The organism is Streptomyces sp. NPDC030995, assembly GCF_055571215.1.
Map to the genome: position 1 here is coordinate 328,596 of NZ_JBVIFS010000005.1, position 23,955 is coordinate 352,550.

The 23,955-nt window shown below is 73.6% G+C and carries 19 protein-coding genes; 6 read left to right on the forward strand and 13 right to left on the reverse strand.

The window, feature by feature from the left end; genetic code table 11:
- Positions 1-96: 96 nt before the first annotated feature.
- Positions 97-1,386 carry an ATP-binding protein gene (locus tag ACZ45T_RS11685; RefSeq protein WP_468439932.1) on the forward strand — a complete coding sequence of 430 codons (1,290 nt, stop codon included), beginning with the start codon at positions 97-99 and terminating at the stop codon, positions 1,384-1,386.
- Positions 1,387-1,505: 119 nt separating this feature from the next.
- On the opposite strand, the gene ACZ45T_RS11690 is transcribed toward ACZ45T_RS11685, so the two are convergent.
- From ACZ45T_RS11690 to ACZ45T_RS11710, 5 genes are all read right to left on the reverse strand, one after another.
- A complete protein-coding gene (locus ACZ45T_RS11690; RefSeq protein WP_468439934.1) occupies positions 1,506-2,084 on the reverse strand; it encodes a hypothetical protein in 579 nt (192 codons plus the stop codon).
- Positions 2,081-3,691: a serine/threonine-protein kinase gene (locus ACZ45T_RS11695; RefSeq protein WP_468439936.1), complete on the reverse strand. Its 1,611-nt coding sequence runs from the start codon at positions 3,689-3,691 to the stop codon at positions 2,081-2,083. Before ACZ45T_RS11695 ends, ACZ45T_RS11690 begins: the two co-directional genes overlap by 4 nt.
- A 119-nt stretch (positions 3,692-3,810) precedes the next feature.
- Complete coding sequence (locus ACZ45T_RS11700; RefSeq protein ID WP_468439938.1) at positions 3,811-5,064, reverse strand: Tm-1-like ATP-binding domain-containing protein; 1,254 nt, start codon at positions 5,062-5,064, stop codon at positions 3,811-3,813.
- A gap of 48 nt (positions 5,065-5,112) precedes the next feature.
- The gene (locus ACZ45T_RS11705) at positions 5,113-5,592 is read right to left on the reverse strand and encodes an NUDIX hydrolase (protein ID WP_468439940.1); all 480 of its coding nucleotides are present in this window, start codon (positions 5,590-5,592) and stop codon (positions 5,113-5,115) included.
- Positions 5,593-5,657: 65 nt separating this feature from the next.
- Positions 5,658-6,695, reverse strand: a complete 1,038-nt coding sequence (locus ACZ45T_RS11710) for a cation diffusion facilitator family transporter (RefSeq protein ID WP_468439942.1) — start codon at positions 6,693-6,695, stop codon at positions 5,658-5,660.
- Between the two features lie 179 nt (positions 6,696-6,874).
- Between ACZ45T_RS11710 and ACZ45T_RS11715 the strand changes: the two genes are divergently transcribed.
- The 3 genes from ACZ45T_RS11715 to ACZ45T_RS11725 are packed head-to-tail and all read left to right on the forward strand — an operon-like array spanning position 6,875 to position 11,009.
- On the forward strand, positions 6,875-9,283 hold the full coding sequence (locus ACZ45T_RS11715) for an ABC transporter ATP-binding protein/permease (protein ID WP_468439944.1): 2,409 nt from the start codon (positions 6,875-6,877) through the stop codon (positions 9,281-9,283).
- Between the two features lie 5 nt (positions 9,284-9,288).
- On the forward strand, positions 9,289-10,005 hold the full coding sequence (locus tag ACZ45T_RS11720) for a hypothetical protein (protein WP_468439946.1): 717 nt from the start codon (positions 9,289-9,291) through the stop codon (positions 10,003-10,005).
- On the forward strand, positions 10,005-11,009 hold the full coding sequence (locus tag ACZ45T_RS11725; RefSeq protein ID WP_468439948.1) for a serine/threonine-protein kinase: 1,005 nt from the start codon (positions 10,005-10,007) through the stop codon (positions 11,007-11,009). The genes ACZ45T_RS11720 and ACZ45T_RS11725 overlap by 1 nt, the downstream gene beginning before the upstream one ends.
- Here ACZ45T_RS11725 and ACZ45T_RS11730 read toward each other — a convergent pair.
- The gene (locus ACZ45T_RS11730; RefSeq protein WP_468439950.1) at positions 10,993-11,271 is read right to left on the reverse strand and encodes a hypothetical protein; all 279 of its coding nucleotides are present in this window, start codon (positions 11,269-11,271) and stop codon (positions 10,993-10,995) included. The two genes, ACZ45T_RS11725 and ACZ45T_RS11730, sit on opposite strands and share 17 nt — an antisense overlap.
- Positions 11,268-12,515: a streptophobe family protein gene (locus tag ACZ45T_RS11735; RefSeq protein WP_468439952.1), complete on the reverse strand. Its 1,248-nt coding sequence runs from the start codon at positions 12,513-12,515 to the stop codon at positions 11,268-11,270. Before ACZ45T_RS11735 ends, ACZ45T_RS11730 begins: the two co-directional genes overlap by 4 nt.
- Positions 12,516-12,881: 366 nt before the next feature.
- On the opposite strand from ACZ45T_RS11735, the gene ACZ45T_RS11740 reads away from it, so the two are divergent.
- Positions 12,882-14,339 (forward strand): DUF6777 domain-containing protein, encoded by a 1,458-nt coding sequence (locus ACZ45T_RS11740; RefSeq protein ID WP_468439954.1) that lies wholly within the window; start codon positions 12,882-12,884, stop codon positions 14,337-14,339.
- 190 nt (positions 14,340-14,529) lie between these two features.
- Here the strand turns inward: ACZ45T_RS11740 and ACZ45T_RS11745 are convergent, their stop codons facing one another.
- The 5 genes from ACZ45T_RS11745 to ACZ45T_RS11765 form a co-directional block, all read right to left on the reverse strand.
- The gene (locus tag ACZ45T_RS11745) at positions 14,530-14,985 is read right to left on the reverse strand and encodes a MarR family winged helix-turn-helix transcriptional regulator (RefSeq protein WP_468439956.1); all 456 of its coding nucleotides are present in this window, start codon (positions 14,983-14,985) and stop codon (positions 14,530-14,532) included.
- A gap of 106 nt (positions 14,986-15,091) precedes the next feature.
- Entirely contained in the window at positions 15,092-15,652 is a 561-nt protein-coding gene (locus ACZ45T_RS11750) for a hypothetical protein (RefSeq protein WP_468439958.1), read from the reverse strand.
- Positions 15,653-15,730: 78 nt separating this feature from the next.
- Positions 15,731-16,537 carry a hypothetical protein gene (locus ACZ45T_RS11755; protein ID WP_468439960.1) on the reverse strand — a complete coding sequence of 269 codons (807 nt, stop codon included), beginning with the start codon at positions 16,535-16,537 and terminating at the stop codon, positions 15,731-15,733.
- Between the two features lie 350 nt (positions 16,538-16,887).
- Complete coding sequence (locus tag ACZ45T_RS11760; RefSeq protein WP_468439962.1) at positions 16,888-17,826, reverse strand: C40 family peptidase; 939 nt, start codon at positions 17,824-17,826, stop codon at positions 16,888-16,890.
- Positions 17,827-17,889: 63 nt separating this feature from the next.
- Positions 17,890-19,140: an SPFH domain-containing protein gene (locus ACZ45T_RS11765; RefSeq protein ID WP_468439964.1), complete on the reverse strand. Its 1,251-nt coding sequence runs from the start codon at positions 19,138-19,140 to the stop codon at positions 17,890-17,892.
- Positions 19,141-19,434: 294 nt separating this feature from the next.
- On the opposite strand from ACZ45T_RS11765, the gene ACZ45T_RS11770 reads away from it, so the two are divergent.
- Entirely contained in the window at positions 19,435-21,510 is a 2,076-nt protein-coding gene (locus tag ACZ45T_RS11770) for a SpoIIE family protein phosphatase (protein ID WP_468439966.1), read from the forward strand.
- 363 nt (positions 21,511-21,873) lie between these two features.
- Here the strand turns inward: ACZ45T_RS11770 and ACZ45T_RS11775 are convergent, their stop codons facing one another.
- Positions 21,874-23,802: an ABC transporter permease gene (locus ACZ45T_RS11775; RefSeq protein WP_468439968.1), complete on the reverse strand. Its 1,929-nt coding sequence runs from the start codon at positions 23,800-23,802 to the stop codon at positions 21,874-21,876.
- Between the last annotated feature and the right edge of the window lie 153 nt (positions 23,803-23,955).

Consider the following 23,955-nt stretch of genomic DNA (forward strand, 5'->3'; position numbering starts at 1 on the left):
GGTTTCCGGACCGCCTGTTGTGCACGACGGAGCGTGATCGCCCGGCCCTGCCGCCCCTAGCCTCGCCGCAGGAGCACGAACGAGGGGCGGTACCCGGTGAACTGGCTCATCCACGACTACCGCGAGAGCGATCTCGCAGCGGTGGTCCACCTGATCGACACCACGGCCGAACTCGGCCAGGAGTCGGTCTTCTCGCTCGCCGAGTGCATCAGCGCCCTCACCGACCGGCAGCCCTGCGTGGTCGCCGTCCACCAGGGCGTCCCGATCGGCGCGGCCCTCGCCTTCGTCACCGGCGAGCGGGCCTGGGTCATGCGCATCGCGATCGCCGCCGGCTGGCGCGGCCGCGGCCTGGCCAGCGCCCTGCTCGTCGAGCTGGAGCGCCGGCTCATCGCCGCCCGCGTCGGCCGGATCGCGTACGTCCTGCCCGAGGAGGACCTGCTCGGCGAGGGCCTGCTCAACGCCGGCTACACCCGGCAGCCGGCCGTCGCCTACTTCGAGAAGACCGAGCCGCTGCACGGTCCGGCCGCCGGTCTCCTCGACGACCTCGGCGGCCGTTTCCTGCCGAACGACCTGTGGGCCAAGGTCGCCGGCATGGAGAAGGAGAAGGACCTGATCGAGCGGCGCGTGGTACTGCCGCTCGCCGAGCCCGAACGGGCCGCCTCGCACGGGGTGCGGCCACCGCGCGCCATCACCCTCTTCGGCCCGCCCGGCACCGGCAAGACCACCTTCGCCCGGGCCATCGCCTCCCGGCTCGGCTGGCCCTTCGTGGAACTGCTGCCCTCCCGCCTCGCCGACGAGGGGAACCTGGCCGCCGCGCTGCGCGACGCCTTCGCCCGGATCGCCGAGCTGGAGCGCGTGCTCGTCTTCATCGACGAGGTCGAGGAGATCGCGCCCGTGCGCACCGAGCCCGCGCAGCCCGGCGGGATCCACGGGGTGACGAACGAACTGCTCAAGCTGATACCCGGTTTCCGGGAGGGCGACGAACGGCTGCTGGTGTGCGCCACCAACTCCATCCGCTCGCTCGACCCGGCCTTCCTGCGGCCCGGGCGCTTCGACTACCTGATCCCGATCGGCACCCCGGACGCCGGGGCGCGCGCCGCGATCTGGTCCCGTTACACGGCGGGCCGCCCGGACGTCGACGTGAGCGCCCTGGTGGCGGCGACCGAGCTGTTCACGCCGGCCGACATCGAGCACGCGGCGCGGATCGCGGCGCAGGTGTCCTTCGAGCGGGACCTCGAGGCGGTGGGCGCGCGAGGCGCGGCGGCCGCGCAGCTGGGCGCGACCACGGCGGACTACCTGGCGGCGGCCCGGCAGTGCCGGCCGACGGTGACGCCGGCGATGACGGGCGAGTTCGAGGCCGACATCACGGCCCACGCCCGCTTCTGAACTCCGTCCCCCGGTTGCGGCGGGGGGCGGTCAAGCCAACCAGCGGGCCCGGTGCCTGGCTTCGGCCGGACGGCCACATCCGCCCGGCCGAACGGCCGAGGCGGCTGTGGCAGCCGTCCCTACGGGCGGCACCGGTAGGTGAATTCCACGGCCGCCGTGCGCCGCTCGGGCGACAGGAGTTGCAGTTCGGCCTTGGCCGGGTAGGTGCCCGTGCCCTGGAAGGTCCACAGCAGGTGCAGCCGGGCCTCCGCCCGGCCGCGCGGTACCCGCTCGGTCAGCTGCTCCGACTGCGTGCCGTCGCTGCGCATCCAGCGGTAGGTGAGGGTTCCCGGGCGCCCGTTGGTCCGTACGGTGGCCACCACGTCGGCCGCCGCATCGCAGGCCGGACCCTGCGGCTCGGTGGTCACGGCCACGTCCCGGACCTCGATGGCGGGCCCGAGCCGCTGCCACCCGAGGTACGCGAGGACCGCGAGCAGCACGACCACCGCGAGGGTGTACCGCCGCCAGCCGCCGGATCCGCGGCGCTCCGGCCCCGGCGGGACGGTCACCGGGAACGGCGCCGGCATCGAGGCCGTCACACCGGGCCCGAACCGCATGACCGATCCCTCGACCCGGTCGGGCACGGCCTCCTGCGGCTGCGCGGGACCACTGAACCAGTGGCTGCCGAGGACGGTGGCGCTGTAGTCGTCGTCGCTCATCGGATCTGGCACCTCGAAAGCCATACCTGGTCGGTCTGGGAGCCGTTGCCGGCGGCCGGCTTGGTGGTGACGCGCACGCCCCAGTAGCAGCCCTGGCCGGAGAAGGTGTGCCTGCGGACGATCGTCCCGCCGCCCGGCTGGTAGGTCAGGGTGTCCGCGCGGCCGTCCGCCGCGCCGAGCACGCCGGACTGGTTGCTGCTGAACCACTCCACGGTGACCGTGACCGGAGCGGCGCCCTTCGCGTCGATCGAAATGCTCGCCTCGCCCACCGTGAAGTCCGCCTGCCGCAGGTCCACCTTGATCGCCCCGACGACCACCGTCGGCCTCGTGGTCGGCGGCTGCGTGGTCGGCTGCGCGGTCGTCGGCCCGGTCCCCGTGGGCGTGGCCGTCGGGGAGGAGCCCGGGCCGGCCGAAGTCGAGGGGGAGGCGGAAGGGGACGCAGACGCGGAGGCGGAGGGCGACGCGGACGGGGACGCGGACGGCGACGGCGAAGCCGAAGAGCCGGGCACGGGCGTCGGGAAACCGCCGCCCGGGGCCGGACCGGTCGTCGCGAACGCGGTCACCGCCGCGGACCCGTCGAGCTGCTCACCGGCCGCCTGCGCCGCGAACACGATCATGGCCCCGAGCACCAGGGCCACACCCGCGGCCACGGCGCCGCGCCGCCCCGGCATCCAACCGGCCGCCGGCGGCTTCAGCGTGGTCGACGCCAGAGCCGTGGTCCCGGACGCCGGAGCGCCCGCGGAGGGGAACAGCAGCGGCAGCAGCGCCGCCAGCGCCGCCAGCTTGCGCTGGCCGCGCTCCTCCCAGTCCGGGCCGTAGGCGGCCTGCGCCACGTCCTCCAGCTCCGCGACGAACGCCTCCGCGTTCTCGGGCCGCTGTTCCGGGGCCTTGGCCAGGCCCCGCCGGATCAGCGGGCGGACCGGCTCCGGGGCCTCGGCCTCCGGCACCGGCGCCTCGATGTGCTGGACCGCGAGCTCCGCGAAGTTCTCCCCGCCGAAGGGCTTGTGGCCGGTCAGGCACTCGAAGAACGTCGCCGTCGCCGCGTACACGTCGGCCGCGGGCGAGGCCGGCCGGCCCTGCCACTGCTCGGGCGCCATGTAGGCGGGGGTTCCGGCCACACCCGGCGTGGCGCCGCGGTTCGCGGCGATCCCGAAGTCCACGAGGCGCGAGGATCCGTCCGCCGCGACCAGCACGTTCTCCGGCTTGTAGTCACGGTGGACGACGCCCGCGCGGTGCGCGTCGGCCAGGCCCAGCAGGGAGCCCTTCAGCACCACGAGCGCGGCCTCGGGATCCGTCTGCCCGGACTGCTTGAGCACGGCGCGCAGGGAGATCCCGTCGACCAGTTCCATCACGATGGCGGCGCCGCCAGGCGCCTCCACGTACTCGTACAGCCGCACCACGTACGGGGACTGCAGAGCGCCGAGGAGCCGGGCCTCCGCCCGGAACTCCCCGACGAACGCGGGGTCCTCGCGCAGCCGGTCGCTGAGGTACTTCACCGCGACCGCCGTGCCCGTCGCCTGATGGACGGCGAGTACCACGCGACCGCTGGCGCCCGAACCCAGTTCCCGGACCTCCGCATAACCGGGCACCGCCCATGCGCTCTTCATCGTCTGCCCCCGTCCATGACGTCACCGTGCCCCAGGCCCCGCAGCCTGGTCGTCCGCCGACCGGCCACCCCCAGGGACACGGTTTCCGCCGTGGCTGGTTCCCAGCCGTTCGGGGTGTCTCAGGCGGCGGCCCGCTGCGCGCAGATCATCGCATGAAGTCGGTCGGCCGCCGAACGGCCGAACGCCGGGTCGTTGATGTGGGTGTCGTAGTCGTGCAGGACGGCCCCGCTGCCCCGCAGCCCCTTGCGCAGCGCCGCGAACAGCGCCCGGTCCGCGACCGGGTCATGGTACGGGCCGCCCGGCGCGCCCAGCGTGGACAGTCCGCGCAGGGGGACGCACACGGCCGTGGGCCCGGTCGCCGCACGGAGCTTGGCGGCGACCCGGCGGCCGAGCTCGGCGCACTCGGACGGGGTCGTACGGATCACCGTGATCGACGGGTTGTGGACGTGGACGCCCCGGTCGCGGACCCTTTGCGGCAGGGTTTCCAGCGGGCCGAACTTCACCATGTCCAGCGCCCCCAGGCTGACCACCTGGGGGATCCCCGCCCTCCCGGCCGCGCTGAGCCGGTCGGGGCCCGCGGTGAGGATGCCCCCGCACAGGTCGTCGGCGAGCTCGCTGAGGGTGAGGTCGAGGACGCCCGCGAAGATCCCCTGGCCGGCCAGGGTCTCCAGGGTCCGGCCGCCGGTCCCGCTGACGTGGAAGACCAGCACCTCGTAGCCGAGTTCCGTCAGCCGCTCGCGGGCCGCGTCCACGCCGGTCGTGGTCACGCCCGCCATGCTCGCCGCGACCAGCGGGCGGGCGCCCGATCCCAGCCGGGGCGGACGGCGCTCCAGGGAAGCGCGGGCGAAGGCCCTGGCCATCCCGGCGATCGCCTCCACGGCGTTCTCCAGGACCGGTCCGGAGATGCTGTTGATCCCCGCGATGTCCACCACGCTGTACATCATGGTGATGTCCGAGGAGCCGACGTACGGGAAGACGTCCCCGGACGCCATGGACGACACCATCAGTTTCGGTACGCCCAACGGCAGGGCGCGCATCGCCCGGGTGGCGATGGAGGTGCCGCCGCTGCCGCCGATCGCGAGCACTCCGTGCAGCCGGCCCTCGGAGTGCAGGCGTAAGAGCGTCGCCTCCGCGCCCCGGGCCATCGTGGTCACGGCCGCGCCTCTGTCGGCGGCCGTGCGCAGTTGTGACAGTTCCGTTCCCGCTGCCCGGGCCACCGCGTCACGCGGCACATCGGCGGGCACCCGGGGTTCGCCCATGATTCCTGTGTCGACCAGTACCACCTCGACGCCGGCGCGCAGCAGTTTCTCGCGCAGCCAGCCGTACTCCACACCCTTGGTGTCCAGGGTTCCCACCAGCACGACGTTCGTCATATGTGCAATGTCCACGCGGGTGGCGATGTTGGCAAGCGCGCGCTCCGGTCAACCCTTCATGAGTTCCAACAGTCGCTCCAGGAAAGGGACTTGAGAGGGAATCGGCATGCTTTCGGCCAGCGGGGGAGTGAACCAGGCCACCCGGTCCAGCTCCGGGAACTCCTGTGCGTTTCCGGAGCGCGGCGGCCACTCCATGGTGAAAGTCCCGGGCACCATCAGCCCGGGGTCGAGGTCCGCCTCCACCGCCCAGATGGTCACCAGCTTCCCGCTGGACAGCCGTACCTCGCCCAGCGGCAGGTACTCGCCTTCCGGCGGGGGCAGCCCGATCTCCTCGGTGAACTCCCGGCGGGCCGCGTCCCGCGGTGACTCGTCCGGCCCGTACTCGCCCTTGGGGATGGCCCAGCCCCCGGCCTCCCGCCCGGCCCAGAGCGGGCCGCCCATGTGCCCGAGCAGGACCTCGACACCGGTCTGCGGCCCCTGGCCGGTCCGCCGGAAGAGGAGCAGTCCGGCACTGCGCTTCTGCGTCATGGGTGCATTCATGCCCCGTACGGACGCGCGCCAATGGTCAGTGGTCAATGGTCAGTGGTCAGCGGTCAGTGGTCGTGCGGGCCCTGGCGGTGGACCGGCCCGTGCGCGTCCGCGCAGTGGGAGTCGTACGAGTCCTCGCCCGCGCGGCCGACCGTGAGGAGGGAGTCCTGCTCGTGGTCCACCTGGAGGGTGGTGTGCGTGATCCCGTACTCCTTGGCCAGCATCTGCTCCAGGTCCCGGCGTACGGCGTGGCAGTCGCCCGCCGGCTCCACGAGCACGTGCGCGGAGAGCGCCGCCTGCCCGGAGGTGATGGTCCAGATGTGCAGGTCGTGCACCTCGGCGACGGGCGGGTGCTCGACGAGCCGGTCGCCGACCGCGTTCGGGTCCACATGGGCCGGGGCGGCCTCCAGGAAGATCCGGCCGGACTCGCGGACCAGCCCGTAGCCCGCCTTGACCATCAGCACCACCACCACGAGCGTGGCGATCGCGTCGGCCTGCCGGAATCCGGTGGTGAGCACGATCAGTCCGGCGACGGCGGTCCCGATGAAGGCGAACAGGTCGTTCAGGATGTGCTGGTAGGCGCCCTCGACGGCGAGCGAGGACCGGTTCGCCTTCGAGATGCACCAGGCCGCGGCCACGTTGACGGCGATGCCCGCGAGCGCCGTCACGAGGACGAGCCCGCCCTCCACCGGCGGCGGGTCCACCAGCCGCCGCACCGCCTCGTACGCCAGCCAGACGGCCAGCAGGAGCAGGGTGAGGCCGTTGGCCTGGGCGGAGAGTATCTCCGCCCGCTTGAGGCCGTACGTGTAGCCGCCGCGGGCGGGGCGGGCGGCCAGCCGCATGGCGATCAGCGCGAGGACGATCGAGACGGCGTCGGTCAGCATGTGGGCCGCGTCGGAGATCAGGGCCAGGGAGTGGGCCATGATGCCGATGAACACCTCGACGGCCATGAACGAGCCGATCAGGCCGAGCGCGATCGCCAGCCAGCGCCGGTCGGCGTCGGCCGACACCGCGTGGCTGTGGCCGCCGTGGCCGTGCCCGTGGTCGTGTCCTTGGCCCGGCCCGTGGTCGTGGTCGTCGCGCGTGTGGTCGTGCCCGCTCATGGCGTCCCCCGTCTCGTCGCGTCACCCGTGTGTTCGGTTCCGTCGCGTGAAGTGAAGCGCACCCCGGCGAGATGGGCAAAGGCTGCAACGGGGACCGTTGTCATTACCCATAAGAGGCCTCTGACCTGCGGTGATGTCTGGCCGATGCCGGGGCGGCCGGATCGTGGGAAAATCTGCTCATGGTCCAGCGCCCCGGTGTGCCGACCGCGCCCGAGCTAGTCCTGCAGACCGACCTGGGCTCCACCCCGATGAGCCCGGGCCGGACCTACCACGTCGGCAGGGACCCCCTCTGCGAGATCTGTCTCGACGACGCCCGCGTCTCCTGGCACCACGCGGTACTGCGCTCCGAGGGCGACCACTGGACGGTGGAGGACGAGGGCAGCACCAACGGCACCTGGGCCGACGGCCACCGCGTCCAGGAGTGGAGCGTCGGCGTCGGCAGCGAACTGCGCTTCGGCAGCGCCGACGACGGCCCGCGAGCCGTCCTGGTCGACCCTCCGGTCGCGTCGGCTCCCGCATCGGCTCCCGCGTCCGTCGCCGCGTTCGCCTCCGCGCCGGCCACCGGCCGCCCGTCCCGGGTCTCGAACCCGTCGATGACCGGCACCTTCCGCCAGCCGACGACCGTACGCCCGCTGCCCGCCCGCACCGTCGTCCGCATCGGCCGCGCCCCCGACAGCGACCTCGTCATCGACGACCTCACCGTCTCCCGCCGCCACGCCGAACTGCGCGCCCTCGCCGACGGCACCTACGAGATCGCCGACCTCGGCAGCCACAACGGCACCTACCTCAACGGCTCCCGGGTGGACCGGGCCGCCTTCCTCATCGAGGGCGACATCGTCGGCATCGGCCACTCGGCCTTCTGCCTCGTCGGCGACCAGCTCCAGGAGTACGTGGACACGGGCGAGGTCTCCCTCGACGTCCAGGGCCTCACCGTCGCCGTCGACCACGGCCGCAAGACCCTCCTCGACAAGGTCGCCTTCCCCGTCGGCGCCAAATGCCTGCTCGCCGTCGTCGGCCCCAGCGGAGCCGGCAAGTCCACCCTGCTCGGCGCGCTCACCGGCCTGCGCCCCGCCGACCAGGGCACCGTCTTCTACGACGGACGCGACCTCTACCGCGACTACGCCGAACTGCGCAGCCGCATCGGGCTCGTCCCGCAGGACGACATCCTGCACGCCCAGCTCACCGTCCGCCGCGCCCTCACCTACGCCGCCGAGCTGCGCTTCCCGCAGGACACCGCCAAGGCCGAGCGCCGGGCCCGGGTGGACGAGGTGATCGGCGAACTCGGACTCCAGCAGCGCGCCGACCAGCCCATCCACAGCCTCTCCGGCGGCCAGCGCAAACGCGTCTCGGTCGCCCTGGAGCTGCTCACCAAACCCTCGCTGCTCTTCCTCGACGAGCCCACCTCAGGCCTCGACCCCGGCATGGACCGCTCCGTGATGCACATGCTGCGCGGCCTCGCCGACGACGGCCGCACCGTCATCGTCGTCACCCACAGCGTGCTCAGCCTGGACGTGTGCGACCGGCTGCTGGTCCTCGCACCGGGCGGGCGCATCGCGTACTTCGGACCGCCCCAGGAGGCCCTCGCCTTCTTCGGTTTCGACGAGTGGCCCGAGGCCTTCGAGGCGTTCGAGGAGCAGCAGGACCGCGACTGGGCCGGGGAGTACCGCGCCTCGCCCACCCACCGCCGACACATCGACATCACCGCCCGCCAGCCCCGCCTCGCCGGGGAGGCCGAACGGCCCGGCGCAGCCGCGCCCCTGCCACCGCCGAAGGCGCAGAGCTGGGGCTCCCAGCTGTCCTCCCTGGTCCGCCGCTACGCCGCCGTGCTCAGCGCCGACCGCACCTTCATCGTCATCATGATCGCGCTGCCGTTCATGATGGGGGCCATGGCCCGCGCACTCGCCGGGAGCACCCTCACCGCCGAGACGGCGCTGAACGCGCTTCTCATCCTGTGCATCGGCGGAGTGCTCACCGGCGCCGCCAACGCGGTCCGCGAACTCATCAAGGAACGCGTCATCTACCAGCGCGAACGCGCCGTCGGGCTGTCCCGCTCCGCCTACCTGATGTCGAAGGTGGTGGTGCTCGGCACGATCACCGTCGCCCAGGCAGTCGTGCTGACCCTCGCGGCCCTCGCCGGGGTGGAACTCAACGCCCCGGACGGCAGGGGCGTCTTCATGCCCCCGCTGATCGAGATCACCCTCGCCGTGGCCCTGCTGTCCTTCAGCGCCATGATGCTCGGCCTGCTGATCTCCGCCCTGGTCCGCAAGGAGGAGGTCACCATGCCGCTGTTGGTCCTCCTCGCCATCGTCCAAGTGGTCTTCTGCGGCACCCTGCTGAAACTCACCGGCGTCCCCGTCATCGAACAGCTGGCGTGGTTCGCGCCGGCCCGGTGGGCGATGGGCGCGATGGCCGGCACCATCGACCTCGGCGCGATCGTCCCCGGCAAGCTCACCCAGGACCCGCTCTTCGCCCACGAAAAGGGGGTGTGGCTGCGCTGCATGGGCATGCTGGTGGCCCTGTCCGTGCTCTTCGGTCTGCTGGTCTCCCGGCTGCTGCGCCGCCACGAGCCGGCCATCATGCGGAAGTAGGCCTCATGAGCAGCCCGATGGGCGGTCCAGGGGGCGGAGCGGCGGACTTCCGGCCCACCCACGTCGTGCCACAGGAGGGACTCGCCGCCTGGGAGACCCCGGACGGCTCCCGGCCCACGGCCCCGCTGGACCCCTTCCTGCCCGTGCGGCTGCTGACCCGGCAGGGCGAGTGGGGGGAGGTCCTGTGCGCCAACGGCTGGTCCGCCTGGGTGGACGGACGGCTGCTGGTCGCCGTGCCGCAGCCGCCCCCCACGGCCGCAGGGGGGCCACCGGTGCGTGCCGACGACCCGCGGCCGCTGCTCGCCCGCGGCGCCGAGGTCCTGGACAGCTACCGGCGGGCCTTCGAGGAGTTCGCCTCGGGGAGGGTCAACAGCGAGGCCTTCCGGCGCTCCGTACGGGGGCTGCGGGCCGGAATCGTGCTCGACGGGGAGTCGGTGTGGCTCTACGACGAGGCGGCGGGACGGTGGCTGTACGGCGACGGGACCCGCCTGGCGACCTACGCGGTCGCCGCGGGACCGGGGGCACCGCCCGGGCCGGAGCCGCCGGAGCCGCCGACGGCTCCCGGCCGAGGGGCCGACGTACGACGGGATCCACCACCGGCCGACCCGGCCGGGGCGGGGCGTGACGCGCCGCCCGACGGACCGCCCCGCGGACCGTCCGACCGGCCCGTGGCGCACGACCCGACGCAGGTCGTGGACACGCGTGAACCGGGAGGTGGGTGATGGCGGAGGAACCGGTCCGCGGGCGCCCCTCCGATCTGCGCGGGAAGCAGATCGCCGGGTACCTGGTGGAGAGCGAGATCGGGCGCGGCGGGATGGCGGTCGTCTACCGGGCGCGGGACCTGCGGCTCGACCGGACGGTGGCACTGAAACTGCTGGCCCCCGAGCTGGCCCGGAACGACACCTTCAGGAAGCGGTTCGCCCACGAGTCGAAGGTGGCCGCGGCCATCGACCACCCGCACATCGTGCCCGTGTTCGAAGCGGGGGAGACGGATGGACTCCTCTACATCGCCATGCGGTACGTCGCCGGGCAGGACCTGCGGGCGATGCTGGACCGGACGGGTCCGCTGCCGGTGGAGACGGCCGCGCGGATCGCCGGCCAGGTGGCCTCGGCTCTGGACGCGGCCCACGACCACGACCTGGTGCACCGCGACGTGAAGCCGGGCAACATCCTCGTCGCCGAGGGTACGGACGCGGACCACCCCGAGCACGTGTACCTCACGGACTTCGGGCTGACGAAGAAGTCGCTGTCGCTGACCGGGTTCACGAGCGTCGGGGAGTTCGTCGGGACCCTGGACTACGTGGCGCCGGAACAGATCTCGGGGAAGCCGGTGGACGGCCGGTGCGATGTCTACAGCCTGGGGTGCGTCGTCTACGAGACCCTCGCCGGCGGCCCGCCCTTCGAGCGGGACGACGACATGGCCCTGCTGTGGGCCCACCAGTACGCCGTCGCGCCGCCGCTGACCTCCCGGCGGCCCGATCTGCCGGCGGCGGTGGACGAGGTACTGGCCAAGGCCCTGGCCAAATCCCCGGAGGACCGCTGGAGCACCTGCCTGGAGTTCACCGGGGCGCTGCGGCGGGCAGGGGCGAGCGCTCGTCCGCGCAGGAGGTCGTCCACGGGCTCCGCACGGTCCGCGGGGTCCGGGGGCGGGACGGCGCCGCCCGAGCCGCCCCCCGTACCGCGCTGGGCGCTGCCCGTGTTCCGCGGGCCTACAGAGCGCGGATAGCCGCAGTGAGGTCGGGACCGTACGAAGCCCAGCAGGTGAGCGTGGAGCCGGCATCGAGCTCGCCCATGTACCAGTCCTCGTCGCCGTGCGGCCGCACCAGGCAGAGACCGTGGAACGAGATGACGAGCGCGGGATCCAGCGGCTCGTCCTCCAGGAGGACGAGCCGGTCGGGATCGGGGGAGATGACGGTGGCGGTGGAGTCGCCGGAGAGCGCCCGGATCCTGTCGATGGTCCAGCCGGCGGGCAGGAGGGAATCGGTCACCGCTCCAGTATCGCGGCGGGCTCGTCGACCCGGCCCCGGCGGTGCAGGGGGCGGGCCAGGAAGCCGCCCAGGAAGCCCGCCACCGCGCCCCAGAGGAGGGCGAGGCCGACCGTACGCCACAGGACGGGGGTGAGCTCGACCTTGCCGCCGAGGCCGTCCATGTCGCCGATGCCGAGGAGGGAGAGGCCGAACTGGGCCTGGATCCGCGCCAGCAGACAGACCGCCAGGGTGGCGAGGGCCAGGGCCACGCCCAGGTGCAGCGCGTGCTGCCAGGGCCGGACGTGGGCGGGGGACCGTACGGCCGTCAGTACGCCCGCACCGAGCAGCAGGACGGCGGCCACCGCCACCAGCCACCACGCCCGGGAGTCCCGCTCCGCGAGTGAGGCCACGTCGATCGTGGACAGGTCGGGGCCGCGCAGGACCTGGTCCAGCAACTGCGGCATCGGCAGCCCGAAGGGGCCCTCGACCTTGCCCTCCCAGGCGCCGCCGAAGCCGAGGGTGAGTGCCGGCCAGGCGAGGTTGGGCGCTCCCAGCAGGAGCACGGCCAGGGTCCGGACGGCGTGGCCCTGGGTCGCGGCCACCACCAGGCCGACGACGACGCCGATGAGCACGTACGAGAGGAGCAGTACGACGGTGGCGAAGGCGGCCGGGCGCAGCGCCGCGTGGAAGCGGATCAGCCGGGCCGGGAGCGGCGCGCGGCGCGAGACCAGCAGCGCGATGAGCAACAGGCCCAGGATCCAGAGGAGTCCGAAGAGGAGCGTTGCGGGCAGGTCGGCGCGGAAGCCCACCGTCGGGGCGGAGTCAAGGAGTTCGCCGATCTCCCCCAGGGGGGAGTCGCCGGTGGAGATCCCGAAGGTCCGGCGGGCGAGGAGCGCGGCGCCGGTGAGCGCGAGCAGCCACAGCAGCACCAACGGGACGGCCCGGCCGAGGAGTTCGAGGGGGCGGGCCACCGCCCGGTTGTGCAGCGGGCGCAGGAAGCAGTAGCCGGTCATGAGGGCGCCGGCCAGGCTCACCGAGAGCGGGAGCACCGACAGGGCCGCGTCCGCCCCCGCGAGGAATCCGGCCCCGCCCGACACCTCGACCGAGCCGCCGGCCGCCATCACCACGACCGCGGCGACGACGTGGGGGAACGCGCCGCCCGGCAGATCGCCCGCCCCGGCGCACGCCAGGCCGGCCGCGGCGACGGCGGTCATCACGGCGAACCCGGCGATGACCGCGACGAGGGCGTCCCGCCATGCCCTCACGGAGCCCCCGGGCAATGTCGATCTCGGCGTCTGGCTCACCCTGCAACCGTGGCACCCTCGGCTTGCGGGCACCACCCGGACGGCGCACACAATGGTCCCCAGGGAACTCACTCCTCCTGGGAAGAAGAGCCCGTGACCACGCAACCTTCCGGCCAGGTGCCGTCATCAGAGCGCCCCACGGGGCCGCCTTCCGGCCCGCTCTCGGGCGGGCAGCAGGGGCCGCCCGTGCCACCGCCCCCGCCTTCGGCGCCGCCCGGTGGGCCGGGAGACACCGGCGGTGGGGGCGGCCCCGGAGGCCCGGGAGGCCGCCCCGCCAAAGGCCCCTGGTGGCGATCCGTACCGCGGCTCGCCACCGCGCTCGTCGCGGTGGCGGCGGCCGTGGCCCTGGCCCTGGTCCTGACCCGGCCCAGCGGTACGTCCGACAGCGCGGGCCGCGAGGTGTTCCTCCAGCCCGTCGCCGCCTCCGGACCGGACCCGTTCACCGAGTCCACCGCCGCGAAGGACGCCACGCCACTGCCGGAGAGCCCGCAGCCCTCCGCCGGCGACACGGCCACCGCGGGCACCACGACGGCCACCAGGAGCGTCAGCGGCGCCGCGCCGGGCGTGTACGGCGCCACCAGGTCCACCGCCAGCTGCGACGTCGAGAAGCAGGTGGCGGCGCTGTCCGCATCGCCCGCCAAGAACGCCGCCTTCGCCTCCGCCCTCGGCATCCAGCCGACGGCCGTCCCCGGCTACCTCCGCTCGCTCACCCCGGTGCAGCTGCGCACGGACACCCGCGTGACGAACCACGGCTACCGGGACGGCAAGGCCACCAGCTACCAGGCCGTGCTCCAGGCCGGGACGGCCGTGCTGGTGGACGACCGGGGCGTGCCCCGGGTGCGCTGCGCGTGCGGGAACCCGCTCGGTCCGCCGGTGGCGCTCCAGGCCAACCCGAAGCGCTACGGGCAGGTGTGGAACTCGTACCGGCCGGCGCAGGTGGTGGTCATCGCACCGTCGACGACCGTCGTGAAGAAGTTCGTGATCTACGACCACCACGACCGGCGCTGGTACGAGCGCGACCGGCACGACCACGAGGGCAAGCACGACAAGCAGGTCCCGCCGCCGCCCACGCCGAACCCGTGGGTCACGCCCACGTCGCCGACACCGTCCGTGTCGCAGACCTCCCCCACGGCGTCGGAGTCCGGGAAGTCCCGGTCGGAATCGCCGTCGAAGTCGCCCTCGGAGTCCCCGTCGAAGTCCGCCTCGGCCTCCCCCTCGGCCTCCCCCTCGGCCTCCCCCTCGGCCTCCGCCTCGGCCTCGGCCTCCGCCTCGGAGTCCCCGTCGAAGTCCCCGTCGAAGTCTGCGTCGGAGTCTGCGTCGAAGTCGCCGGGGTCCCTGACCCCCTGCCCGCCGACGGACACGCCCAACGCGTCCTGCCCGCCGTCGCTGTCCCCGTCGCCCGGAAAGTCGCCCTCGGAGTCATCCGCGTCGCCGACGCTGTGCCCGCCGACGGACACACCCAACGCGTCCTGCCTGCCGACCCTGCCCCCGTCGCCGTCCCCGTCCCCGTCGCCGTCGCCGTCGCCATCGAAGTCGCCCTCGGTCTCACCGTCGCCGTCGAAGTCGCCCTCGGTCTCACCGCCGCAGGAGCCGGAACCGCAGTCCGCGCCGCCGCCGGCGTCCCCGCGGAGCCCGGCGGCGCCGGAATCCCCGTCTCCGCCGCCACCGGCCGAGCCGGAACCCGAGCCGGAACCGGCTCTCACGGTCACGCCGCCCGGGCAACTGCCCCCGCCGCCGCCTTCCCCGAGCCCGCTGCTCCCGTCGCCTTCGCCGGCTCTGCCCTAGTGCTGTGGCCGGAAAGGTTTGCCGGGTCGCGGCGTCCGGTGCCATGGGGCCTCCCCAGGCCCGCAGGGCCTAGGGGACGCATCGCAAGGCGGAGGGCCGCGGCTCGTACTGGACGTACCGGCGCGGTCCGACAACGCGGCGAGGTGCCGTGCCGGGGGCCGCGACCCGGTGAACCTTTCCGGTCACAGCGCTAGGCGCGGCTGTGGTCCTCCGGAAGTCCGGTGCCGCCCAGCCGCGTGAGCAGGGCTCCCAGCGCGTCGACGTCCTCCGGGGCCCACTGCGACGCGGTGAAGGACTCGGCGGCAACCTGCTCGGCCGCCTTCAGCAGCTCGCCCAGCCGCTCGCGTCCGGCGTCCGTCAAAGCGGCGTACGCCACGCGGGCGTCCCGGGCGTCCGCCTCCCGCACCACGAGGCCGATCCGCTCCAACGGCGCCAGACCCCGGGTCACTCCCGACGCGGTCATCCCCAGTGCCTCGGCGAGATCCACCCGCCGCATCCGCCCGCCTTCGGCCCGCCCCAAGTGCAGCAGGGTCAGAAAGTCGGCCAGGCTCACCCCGTACAACGCCCCCAGCCGGTTGTCGAACCGCCTCACCAGGGTCGTCTCGGCCTTTACCAAGCGCAGGCATACGTCCAGCGCATCACTCATTGCTACCTCCTTGACTCCTCAAGTATCACCATCAATGCTTGAGGAGTCAAGGATCAGTGGACTATCTCGCGCCGGTCTGCCGGAGTCCACGAGCGCCGGGTGATGCTTAGAGGCGCTGCAGGGGAGACGCGAGCAGGGCGCCGGCGCCAGAGATCACTACGAAGCACAGGAGCGCAAGCTCGCCACGGTCCAGGCGGTCCGTCTGCCACCGCCGCCCTTTCGAACGCGCGATCGCCCGCGCTTCACCACCGACGTCGCGGATGAGGTGCTGGTGAAAACGGTGGGCCGTGAACGACAAGGTCCGCCCATCCTCCAGGGCGAAGCGGATGCAGCGGCGGCTCGGCGCGAACGACATGCCCCTGGCCCGTGCGGTGAAGGGCACGCCATCGAGCCTGCCGCGGACGCCGGCGCGCATCCTGGCCCGCAAGACGTGCCACGGCGCCCCGGCATCGTCGATCTCCAGGACGACGTCCTCACCGAGCACGAACTGCCACCGCTCCCACGCCTCGGCTTTCGCGGCAGGGCTCAGCCGCTGACCAGGCCCCCGGAACAGCATGTACTCACCGTGGGCTGTTGGGATCACGGCGTACTGCGCGCGTTCGCTCGCAGAACGGAGCCATGTCGTCAACGGCGCACGCCAGGACGGTTCGACACGCAACTCGGGCACGGTACGGACCCCCTCCGACGGCGCCGATCATACGTACCGCGGGCTGGACCGGCTCGCCCTTGCGCTGGACGAGGTGTGTCACCATCCGCCGTCGAAGAAGGCCGCGAGTGCCGGGGCCGGGTCTGCGGCGGTGGTCGTGTTCGCCACGACGACGACGATCACGGCCAGCGAGGACAGCGCCGAGAGAACGCCGAACGACCCCAGCACGCGCCTCGTTCGCCCGTCGGATGACTCCGTTCTCGCGAACCTCCGCCACAGCACCACGCTCATGCCGGCGAGGGCGACCGCCACGATCGCGCCAACCACGGCCATCGCCACGTGATAGCGGGCAAAGTCGCTGATCATCACCTCGAGGGCAGGCGGGGTTCGGTCACCCGTGCTCAGGGAGTCGGCCAGTCGCCGCCTGACCTGATCGAGCGTTTCGCCGAGCTCTCCGTCGGTTGCGCCGACCGCCAGCATCGGCAACAGCGAGGCGAAGGGCGCCACCGCGCCCTGGACGTTGGCCATCACGATCGCCAGCGCGAGCAGCGCGAGCAGCGTGACGAGAGCGCCCGCCGACGCGAGGGCGGTCCTCCTTCCCGTCCCGAGACCGCCGGCCCTCAGGAACGCCTTCCAGAGCAGAGCGCCGAGGACGACGAGCACGATCAGCAGGATCGCAGCGATCACGGCCTTGGCCACGTGATAGCGGAACCAGTAGTCGACGACCCTCTCCAAGCCCGGGGAGAGATCCCGGTCGCCGGAACTCCAATACCCGACGAACGCCTCGCGCAGGGCCTCGACGAGGCTGTGTCTGTCGACGATGCCGCCGTCCGACCCGCCCGCCGCCAGCGTGCGCGGGGCGACGACGAAGGCGGCGACGAGGGACACGGCGAGGGCGACGAGCACGGCGAGTGCCCTACCGGGGATACCTGCGAAGCGTGACGCTGCTGCGGGACTGTGCACGGCGATTCCTTCGGCTCGATCGAGTGGGTAGCCGCCGCGCCGACCTCCAGGCAGGCCGTGTTCAGGATGCTTCGTGGGCGTGGGCGTGGGCGTGGGCGTGGGCGTGGACGTGGACGTGGACGTGGGCGGGGTGCGATGCCGTTGGCATCGCGATCACCATCCCGCACCGAGGCCGCCCGGTCACTGGGGTGCGCCGCCCACTTGAGGGTGGGGCCTGCCCCACCTCGCACACAAGGATCCGGTACAGAGCAGCCTCGACCGGATCCTTGTATGCACCGTGCCTGCGAAAGGATCTAGCGGACCCGGCCGTACATGTTCGGGTTGTAGTAGCTGAAGCTGGAGATCCGGACGTTCTTGCCCGGGCGGGGGGCCTCCAGGTACTGGCCGTCGCCGAGGTAGATGGCCACGTGGTGGACGCCGGAGGCCGAGCCGTTCGAGCTCCAGAAGACCAGGTCGCCGCGGCGCAGTTCGGCGCGCGAGATCGGGGTGGTGGCCCGGTACTGATCGGAGGCGACCCGGGGGAGGGAGATTCCGGCGCTGCGGTACGCCCCCTGGACCAGGCCCGAGCAGTCCCAGCCGCGGGGGCCGTTGCCGCCCCAGACGTAGGGGTCGCCGAGGTGGTTCTTGGCGAAGGAGATGGCGGCCTCGGTGCCCTGGCGGATCGGGGTGCCGGAGCCGGAAGAGCCGGAAGAGCCGGAGGATCCGGAGGAGGAGCCGGAAGAGCCCGAAGAGGAGCCGGACGAGCCGGAGGAGCTCGATGAGCCCGAGCCGCCCGCGTAGCGCTCGTACTTGTCCTTGTGGCTGGTCCAGCGCCACCAGCCCGTCGCGTCCTTGTACCAGTACACGCGGTCCGTGGCGTCCCAGCCCGTCCGGCCGCGGAAGGTCGGCTCGGAGGTTCGTGCGGTGGATGCCGTGCCCTTCTGGGGCGCCTGGCCCGACTGGCCGGTCTTCGCCACGTACTTGTCGTAGTGCGAGGTCCAGCGCCACCAGCCGGTCTCGTCCTTGTACCAGTACTTCGACCCGTCCCAGCCCCCGTGGGCCGGTGCGGGCTCGGCCGAGGCGGTGCCCGCCCCCGCGCCCACCAGCAGGGTGGCGCCGACGGCCGCGACCACGGCCCCCCGCAGGGTGCAGCGGCGGCGGTCGGTGGTGGCCGTCAGGGTCGTGGCGCCGCGGGCACAGCCGGCGCAGTCGCAGCTGTCGGGTATTTCCTCGGTGAACTCGGGCGTGCGCATGCAGGGTTCCCTTTCCATCGGAGGTGTGCCGGCGGATTCCGGCGCTGGGGTGTGTGTGATGGCTCAGCGGGCGTCGGCGGCGGGGCCGCGCGCCGTGTAGAAGGCCACGGTCAAGTCCTTGACCAGGGCCTTGCGTTCGTAGTCGTCCAGGCTCACGAGCCCACGGTCGGACAGCCGGTGCACGGTGTCGTCGACCGCGTCGAGGACCGAGGTGAGGACGGAGTCGCGGTGCCGGGCGTCGATCGCCGCGATCCGGCGCCGCTGCATCGCGGCGGCGACCTCCGGGGCGTACTCGACGTGCAGCGGCCGGGCGGAGAACACCTCGATCCCGACGGCCCGGCATTCCCCCGCGAGCATCCGGGTCAGTTCGTCGCCGACGCCCTCGGTGTCGCGCAGGGTCCGCGGCTCGGCGCCGCCCGGCGGCCGGAAGGAGTCGGCCGGCATCCGCGAGAGCACCCGGGCCGTCACTGATTCCACCTGTTCGCGCAGGTAGGAGGCGTGGTCGTCGACGGCGAGTTGAGCCCGGGCGGTGTCCTTGACCCGCCATACGACGAGGACGACGGTCCGCAGGGCCGTGCCCTCGGCGTCGACGACGGGAAGAGGCTCGCTGCGCCAGTGCCGCAGCCGTACGTCGACCCGCGCGCCCCGGGGCAGCGGGCTGGACCAGATGAGCCCGGTGCGCCGGATCGTGCCGCGGTAGCGGCCGAAGAGGGTCAGCGTCCAGGCGTGGCCGCTGCGGCCCCGGCGCAGCCCGGTGAGGGCGATGAACGTGAGGGTGGCGCAGCAGACGAGGACGGCCGCGGGCCAGGCCCCGGCGAGGGTGAGGGGGAGGGCGGGCCGGGGGTCCTCGTACCGCAGCAGCACGGCGGCGCCGCCTACGGCGAGCGCCGCGACCAGCAGGGCCCACCAGCCGGAACAGGCCCGGGCGGGGCGTTCCGCGAGCTCGGGGTCGAGTACGGGCGGCAGGGTCCGCCGGCCCGATGCCGGGGTCGGTGCCGGGGTCGGTGCCGGTGCCGGTGGGGCCGTGGGTGTGGGCGTAGGCATCGGCGGCGTGGCTTCCGCCGCCGGGGCGGCCGCGGCCGGAGCGGGCCGCCGGGGTAGCGCACCGCGGACGGGGGGCTGCCGCAGTGTGTGCGTGCCGTCGGGGTCGCCGTGGTCCTCGGCGGCGGCCGGCTGCTCGTCCCGGAAGAGCGGGCCGAGGACGAGGGGGTCCCGGTACGGCCGGATGACCACGCCCCGTGCGGCACCGACCGGTACGGGTATCCGCTCGGGCGTCGTTTCCTGCGCGGCTCCGGTTCCCTCCTCGCCCCGCACGCCCTCCACTTCCTCGGACGGCTCTCCCGTCGTCCTCCGCGCCTGCGACAAGCCACACCCCACACAGCCATCGGCGTCAACGGGCCCGCCGAAGTCGGCTGCTGACGCAGTTGAAGATGATCAAGATCAGATCGATCTTCGCGGAAGCGTGCAAGCCGCTCATTCCGGAAAGGTCCTGAAAGGAAGGGACTTTGGTCCTCTGTTCGTTCGATGCGGCCGGGGAGGAGCGGGAGGCGGAGAAGGGCCCGGCCGCCTCACGGGGACACCGGCGGGGGAGAGTGAGACCCTGGCTGCATGGCCCGTAGGGGAGAGAACCCCGAGGTCGACTGGCCCGCGCGGCCGGATACGAGCCTTGCGCTCAACCGCATGGGCACCTTCGACTGGGACCTCGACAGCGGGCGGATGCATCTGGATCCCACCGCCCTCGAGGTCCTCGACCTGCGCCCGGACGAGTTCAACGGGACCCCCGACGGGCTCCGGCCGCGCCTCGCCCCCGCCGAGGAGGCCAGGCTCGACGCCCGCGTCGCGCAGGCGATCAAGGACGGTCGCAGCCACTACGGCGCCTACGTGCGCAGCCGCCGCCGGGACGGATCGCCGGCCTGGACCCATATCCAGGGGCACATCCTGCGGGAGCCGGACGGACGTCCGTACCGCGTGATCGGGATCCTGCGCGACGCCGCCCACGACCCCGACGACCCCGGCGCCGACGGGGAGCACGCCGAGGGGCGGCGCCGGATGACCGGCGTCGTCGAGCGGACCACCGCCATCCTCGCGCACGCCCGCACCGTCAACGACGTGACCGACGTCCTCAAGGACCCGGCGGCCCTCGGGCACCTCGGCGCGGTCAGCGTGATGCTGGGCGTCGTCGACGGCGGCCGCATCCACCTGGTCGCGGAGGGGCAGCTCGGCTCGTACGTGCCCGAGATCGAGTACACGCGGATCGACGCGCAGTTCCCGATGAGCGAGGCCGTGCGCACCATGCAGCCGGTCTTCCTCGCGTCGCGGGAGGAGTTCCAGCGGCGCTACCCGCAGTTGTGGCCGTACATCGAGCCGCTGTCCGTCCGCAGCGGGGTCTACCTGCCGCTGATCGCCCAGGGACGGCCCGTCGGGGCGCTCGGGCTGCTCTACAAGCGGGACGGCGATTTCACCGCCGAGGAGCGGAACCTGCTGATGGCGCTCGGCAGCGGCATCGCGCAGAGCCTCCAGCGCGCCATCCTCTTCGAGCAGGAGCACGACCTGGCCGAGGGGCTCCAGCGGGCCATGCTGCCCCGCCGGATCCCGGAGGTGCCGGGTGCGCGGATCGCCGTACGGTACCGCTCCGCCCGGATGGGGCGGGACATCGGCGGCGACTGGTACGACGTGATCCCGCTCGGCGAGGGCCGGGTCGGGGTGATGATCGGCGACGTGGAGGGGCACGACACGGACGCGGCCGCCGTCATGGGGCAGCTGCGCATCGTGATGCGCGCGTACGTCGTCGAGGGGCACACCCCCGGCACGGCGATGGCGCGGGCCTCGGCCTTCTTGCGCGAACTGGAGACGGAACGGTTCGCCACGTGCACGTACGCCGAGGTCGACCTCACCAACGGGATGCTGCGGATGGTCCGCGCGGGCCATCTCGACCCCGTCGTGCGGCGCGGCGACGCCAGCTGCCACCGGATCCAGGTGGCCGGCGGGCTGCCGCTGGGGCTGCCGCCGCGCGAGCAGTCCGGAACCGGCTCCGGCTACCCCGTGACCAGCCTCGAACTGCACCCCGGAGACACGCTGGTGCTGTGCACGGACGGCCTGATCGAACGTCCCGGCGCGGACCAGGACACCGGCATGCGGGAGCTCATGGCGGCGGTCCACAGCGGCCCGGTGGACGTGGAGGAACTCGCCGACGTGCTGTGCGACCTGATCGGGGATTCGGGCGGCGGGGACGACATGGCCCTGCTCGTCCTGCGGCGCCGCGGTACCCCCACCCCGCGCGGCGGCGGCCCGCTGCGCCAGCGGCTGGAGCCGGGGGACACGGACGCGCCGGCGCTGGCCCGGCACATGATCCGGGCGGCGGCGGCCGCCTGGGGAGCGGCGGGGCGGGCCGACGAGATCGAACTGGCGGCCGACGAGCTGGTGACCAACGCCCTGGTCCACACGGAGGGCGGCGGCGACGTCAGCCTGCGGCTCACGGGGCAGGGACGGATCCGGATCGAGGTCGAGGATTCCAGCAGCGCTCTGCCGAGGCGGCGCGAGGCGGGGGACTGGGCGGTCTCGGGGCGCGGGCTGATGCTGGTGGACCGGCTCGCGGACGAGTGGGGCGTGGAGCCCAGGGGCGGCGGGAAGTGCGTGTGGTGCGAGTTCGCGGTGGTTGCTCCGGAGGATGGGTCAGGGCGGTGAGTGGGTCGGCTCTGCCGGTTCGCGTGCGCGGCGGGGTGCGGTGGTGCTGGCTCCGCCTGTTCGCCTGCGCGGCGGGAGGTGAGCGGGTTGGTTCCGCCGGGTTCGTGTGCGCGGCGGGGCGTGGTTCCGGCGGGGCCGGGCGTGGTGGGGCCGGTTCCGTCGGGGCCGGGTCGGGTCGGGGGCCGGTTCCGGCGGGGCCGGGCGCGCGCCGGGGCGTCTCCTCGGGCGCCGAACGTGGCGAGGGGTCGGGGATTGCGGCGGTGTTGTGTTCGGCGCCCTGCGGGGACGCCCCGGCACACACCCGGCCCCGCCGGAACCGGCGGGCGGGGTCCCGTGCGGCCTGCGGGGACGCGCCGGCGGCCCCTAGAGGCGTACGAGCGTGACCTCCGTGGCCTTCACGCTCGTCCACACCTCGGCGCCGTCGATGACGCCCAGCTCGGCGGCGGCCTCCGGGGTGATCTCCGCGACCAGGTCGGGCGCGCCGGCCGAGGCGATCAGGACGCGCAGTCGGCTGCCGACCGCGGTGATCTCCCGTACGGTGCCCGGCCAGACGTTGCGGGGGCTGCCGCCCGGGCGGTCCCGGTGCACCGACACCGCCTCCGGGGCGATGATCGCGAGCGCCTGCGCCCCCTCGGGCAGCGTCTCGGCGACCACCAGCCGGCCGCCCGCCGCGAGCGCGAGCCCGTCCGCCGAGGCGATGCCCGGCCAGGCGTTGCGCCCCAGCATGCGGGCCACCCAGGGGGAGCGCGGGTGCCGGGTCACCTCGGTGGGCGGCGCGTCTTGGAGGGCCTCGCCGTCGGCCAGTACGAGGACCCGGTCGGCCAGCGACACCGCCTCGACGGGGTCGTGCGTGACGATCAGGCAGACCCCGCCGAAGCCGGCCAGGTGTGTGCGCAGGGTGTGCCGGACGTGGGCCCGCGTGGTCTGGTCGAGGGCCGCGAGCGGCTCGTCCAGCAGCAGGAGGCGGGGCCGTGCTGCCAGCGCGCGGGCGAGGGCCACGCGCTGGGCCTGGCCGCCGGAGAGCTGGGCCGGCTTGCGGTGGGAGAGGTGCCCGACACCGAGCCGGTCCAGCCAGGACTGCGCCTCCCGGCGGGCCTCGGCGCGCGGTATCCGGCGGGAGCGGAGCCCGTACGCGGTGTTGGCCAGGGCGCTCAGGTGCGGGAACAGGGCGCCGTCCTGCGGAACCCAGGCCACCTGGCGCTTGTGCGGGGGCAGCGCGGTGACGTCGGTGTCGCCGAGCCGCAGGTCGGCGTGGGCCCGCGGGGTCAGGCCGAGCAGGGCGCGCAGCAGGGTGGTCTTGCCGGCGCCGTTTTCGCCGACGACGGCGATGGTGGTGCCGGGTTCGGCGTCGAGGGTGAGCCGGTTGAAGCCGGTGACCGTGGCGTGCAGGGGCCAGTGGCCGGCCTCGGGCACCGCCACCGTCCCGGCGGCCGGGGCGGGTTCCGAGGCGGGGGTGTCATCGGGCATCTGCCGCGCCCCCGCGGCCTCGCGGGCGACCGGGGCGCCCGTCCAGCGGCCGCGCAGGGCGATCAGTACGGCCATGGCGATCGCGAGGAGCAGGAGGGAGACCGAGGTGGCGGCCTCGGGCTGGTCCTGGAGCAGCAGGTACACCTGAAGCGGCAGGGTCTGGGTGGTGCCGGGCAGGTTTCCGGCGAAGGTGATGGTCGCGCCGAACTCGCCCAGCGCCCGGGCCCAGGTGAGCGCGGCGCCGGCGATCAGGCCGGGGGCCACCATGGGCAGGGTCACCGTGAAGAACACGCGGACCGGCGAGGCGCCGAGCGAGGCGGCGGTCTCCTCGTAGCTCTGCTTGAGACCGCCGAGGGCGCCTTCCAGGCTGATGACCAGGAAGGGCATGGCGACGAACGTGGCCGCGACGACCGCGCCCGACGTGTGGAAGGGCAGGGTGATCCCGAAGGTGCCTTCCAGCCACGGCCCGAGCAGCCCGCGCCGCCCGAAGCCGAGCAGCAGGGCGACGCCGCCGACGGTCGGCGGCAGCACCATCGGGAGCAGCACGAGCGAGCGGACCAGGGCCTTTCCCCTGAACTCCACGCGGGCCAGCAGCCAGGCGAGCGGTACGCCGAGCAGCAGCGAGAAGCCGAGGGCCCACAGGGACACCACGAGCGAGAGTTTCAGGGCCTGGACCACGCCGGGGCTGCCGAGGTGGGCGCCGAGCTCGCCCCACTGGGTGCGGGCGAGGATGCCGATGAGCGGCAGCAGCAGGAACGCGACGGCGAGCAGCGCGGGGAGCGCCAGGGTCACGGGGGGCCGGGTGCGGGTGCGGAGTCTGCTCATGAGGGTTCCTGGCTGGGGCTCGGGCTGGGGCGGTGGCTGCGGGGGGCAGCGTATGCCGCTGCGGCGCTACGGACGGCCGTACGGGAGGACGCGCGCCGCACACGCCGAGAGGGGCTGCCTGTCCCCCCGGACCAGGCAGCCCTTCGGCATCCG

What these genes read in the sequence shown, in the direction of transcription:
- ACZ45T_RS11720 (WP_468439946.1), top strand. Translation starts at nt 9,289, where the DNA reads ATGAGCAGCCCGATGGGCGGTCCAGGGGGCGGAGCGGCGGACTTCCGG.
- ACZ45T_RS11745 (WP_468439956.1), bottom strand. Translation starts at nt 14,985, where the DNA reads ATGAGTGATGCGCTGGACGTATGCCTGCGCTTGGTAAAGGCCGAGACG.
- ACZ45T_RS11700 (WP_468439938.1), bottom strand. Translation starts at nt 5,064, where the DNA reads ATGACGAACGTCGTGCTGGTGGGAACCCTGGACACCAAGGGTGTGGAG.
- ACZ45T_RS11695 (WP_468439936.1), bottom strand. Translation starts at nt 3,691, where the DNA reads ATGAAGAGCGCATGGGCGGTGCCCGGTTATGCGGAGGTCCGGGAACTG.
- ACZ45T_RS11760 (WP_468439962.1), bottom strand. Translation starts at nt 17,826, where the DNA reads ATGCGCACGCCCGAGTTCACCGAGGAAATACCCGACAGCTGCGACTGC.
- ACZ45T_RS11710 (WP_468439942.1), bottom strand. Translation starts at nt 6,695, where the DNA reads ATGAGCGGGCACGACCACACGCGCGACGACCACGACCACGGGCCGGGC.
- ACZ45T_RS11715 (WP_468439944.1), top strand. Translation starts at nt 6,875, where the DNA reads ATGGTCCAGCGCCCCGGTGTGCCGACCGCGCCCGAGCTAGTCCTGCAG.
- ACZ45T_RS11725 (WP_468439948.1), top strand. Translation starts at nt 10,005, where the DNA reads ATGGCGGAGGAACCGGTCCGCGGGCGCCCCTCCGATCTGCGCGGGAAG.
- ACZ45T_RS11775 (WP_468439968.1), bottom strand. Translation starts at nt 23,802, where the DNA reads ATGAGCAGACTCCGCACCCGCACCCGGCCCCCCGTGACCCTGGCGCTC.
- ACZ45T_RS11770 (WP_468439966.1), top strand. Translation starts at nt 19,435, where the DNA reads ATGGCCCGTAGGGGAGAGAACCCCGAGGTCGACTGGCCCGCGCGGCCG.
- ACZ45T_RS11705 (WP_468439940.1), bottom strand. Translation starts at nt 5,592, where the DNA reads ATGACGCAGAAGCGCAGTGCCGGACTGCTCCTCTTCCGGCGGACCGGC.
- ACZ45T_RS11690 (WP_468439934.1), bottom strand. Translation starts at nt 2,084, where the DNA reads ATGAGCGACGACGACTACAGCGCCACCGTCCTCGGCAGCCACTGGTTC.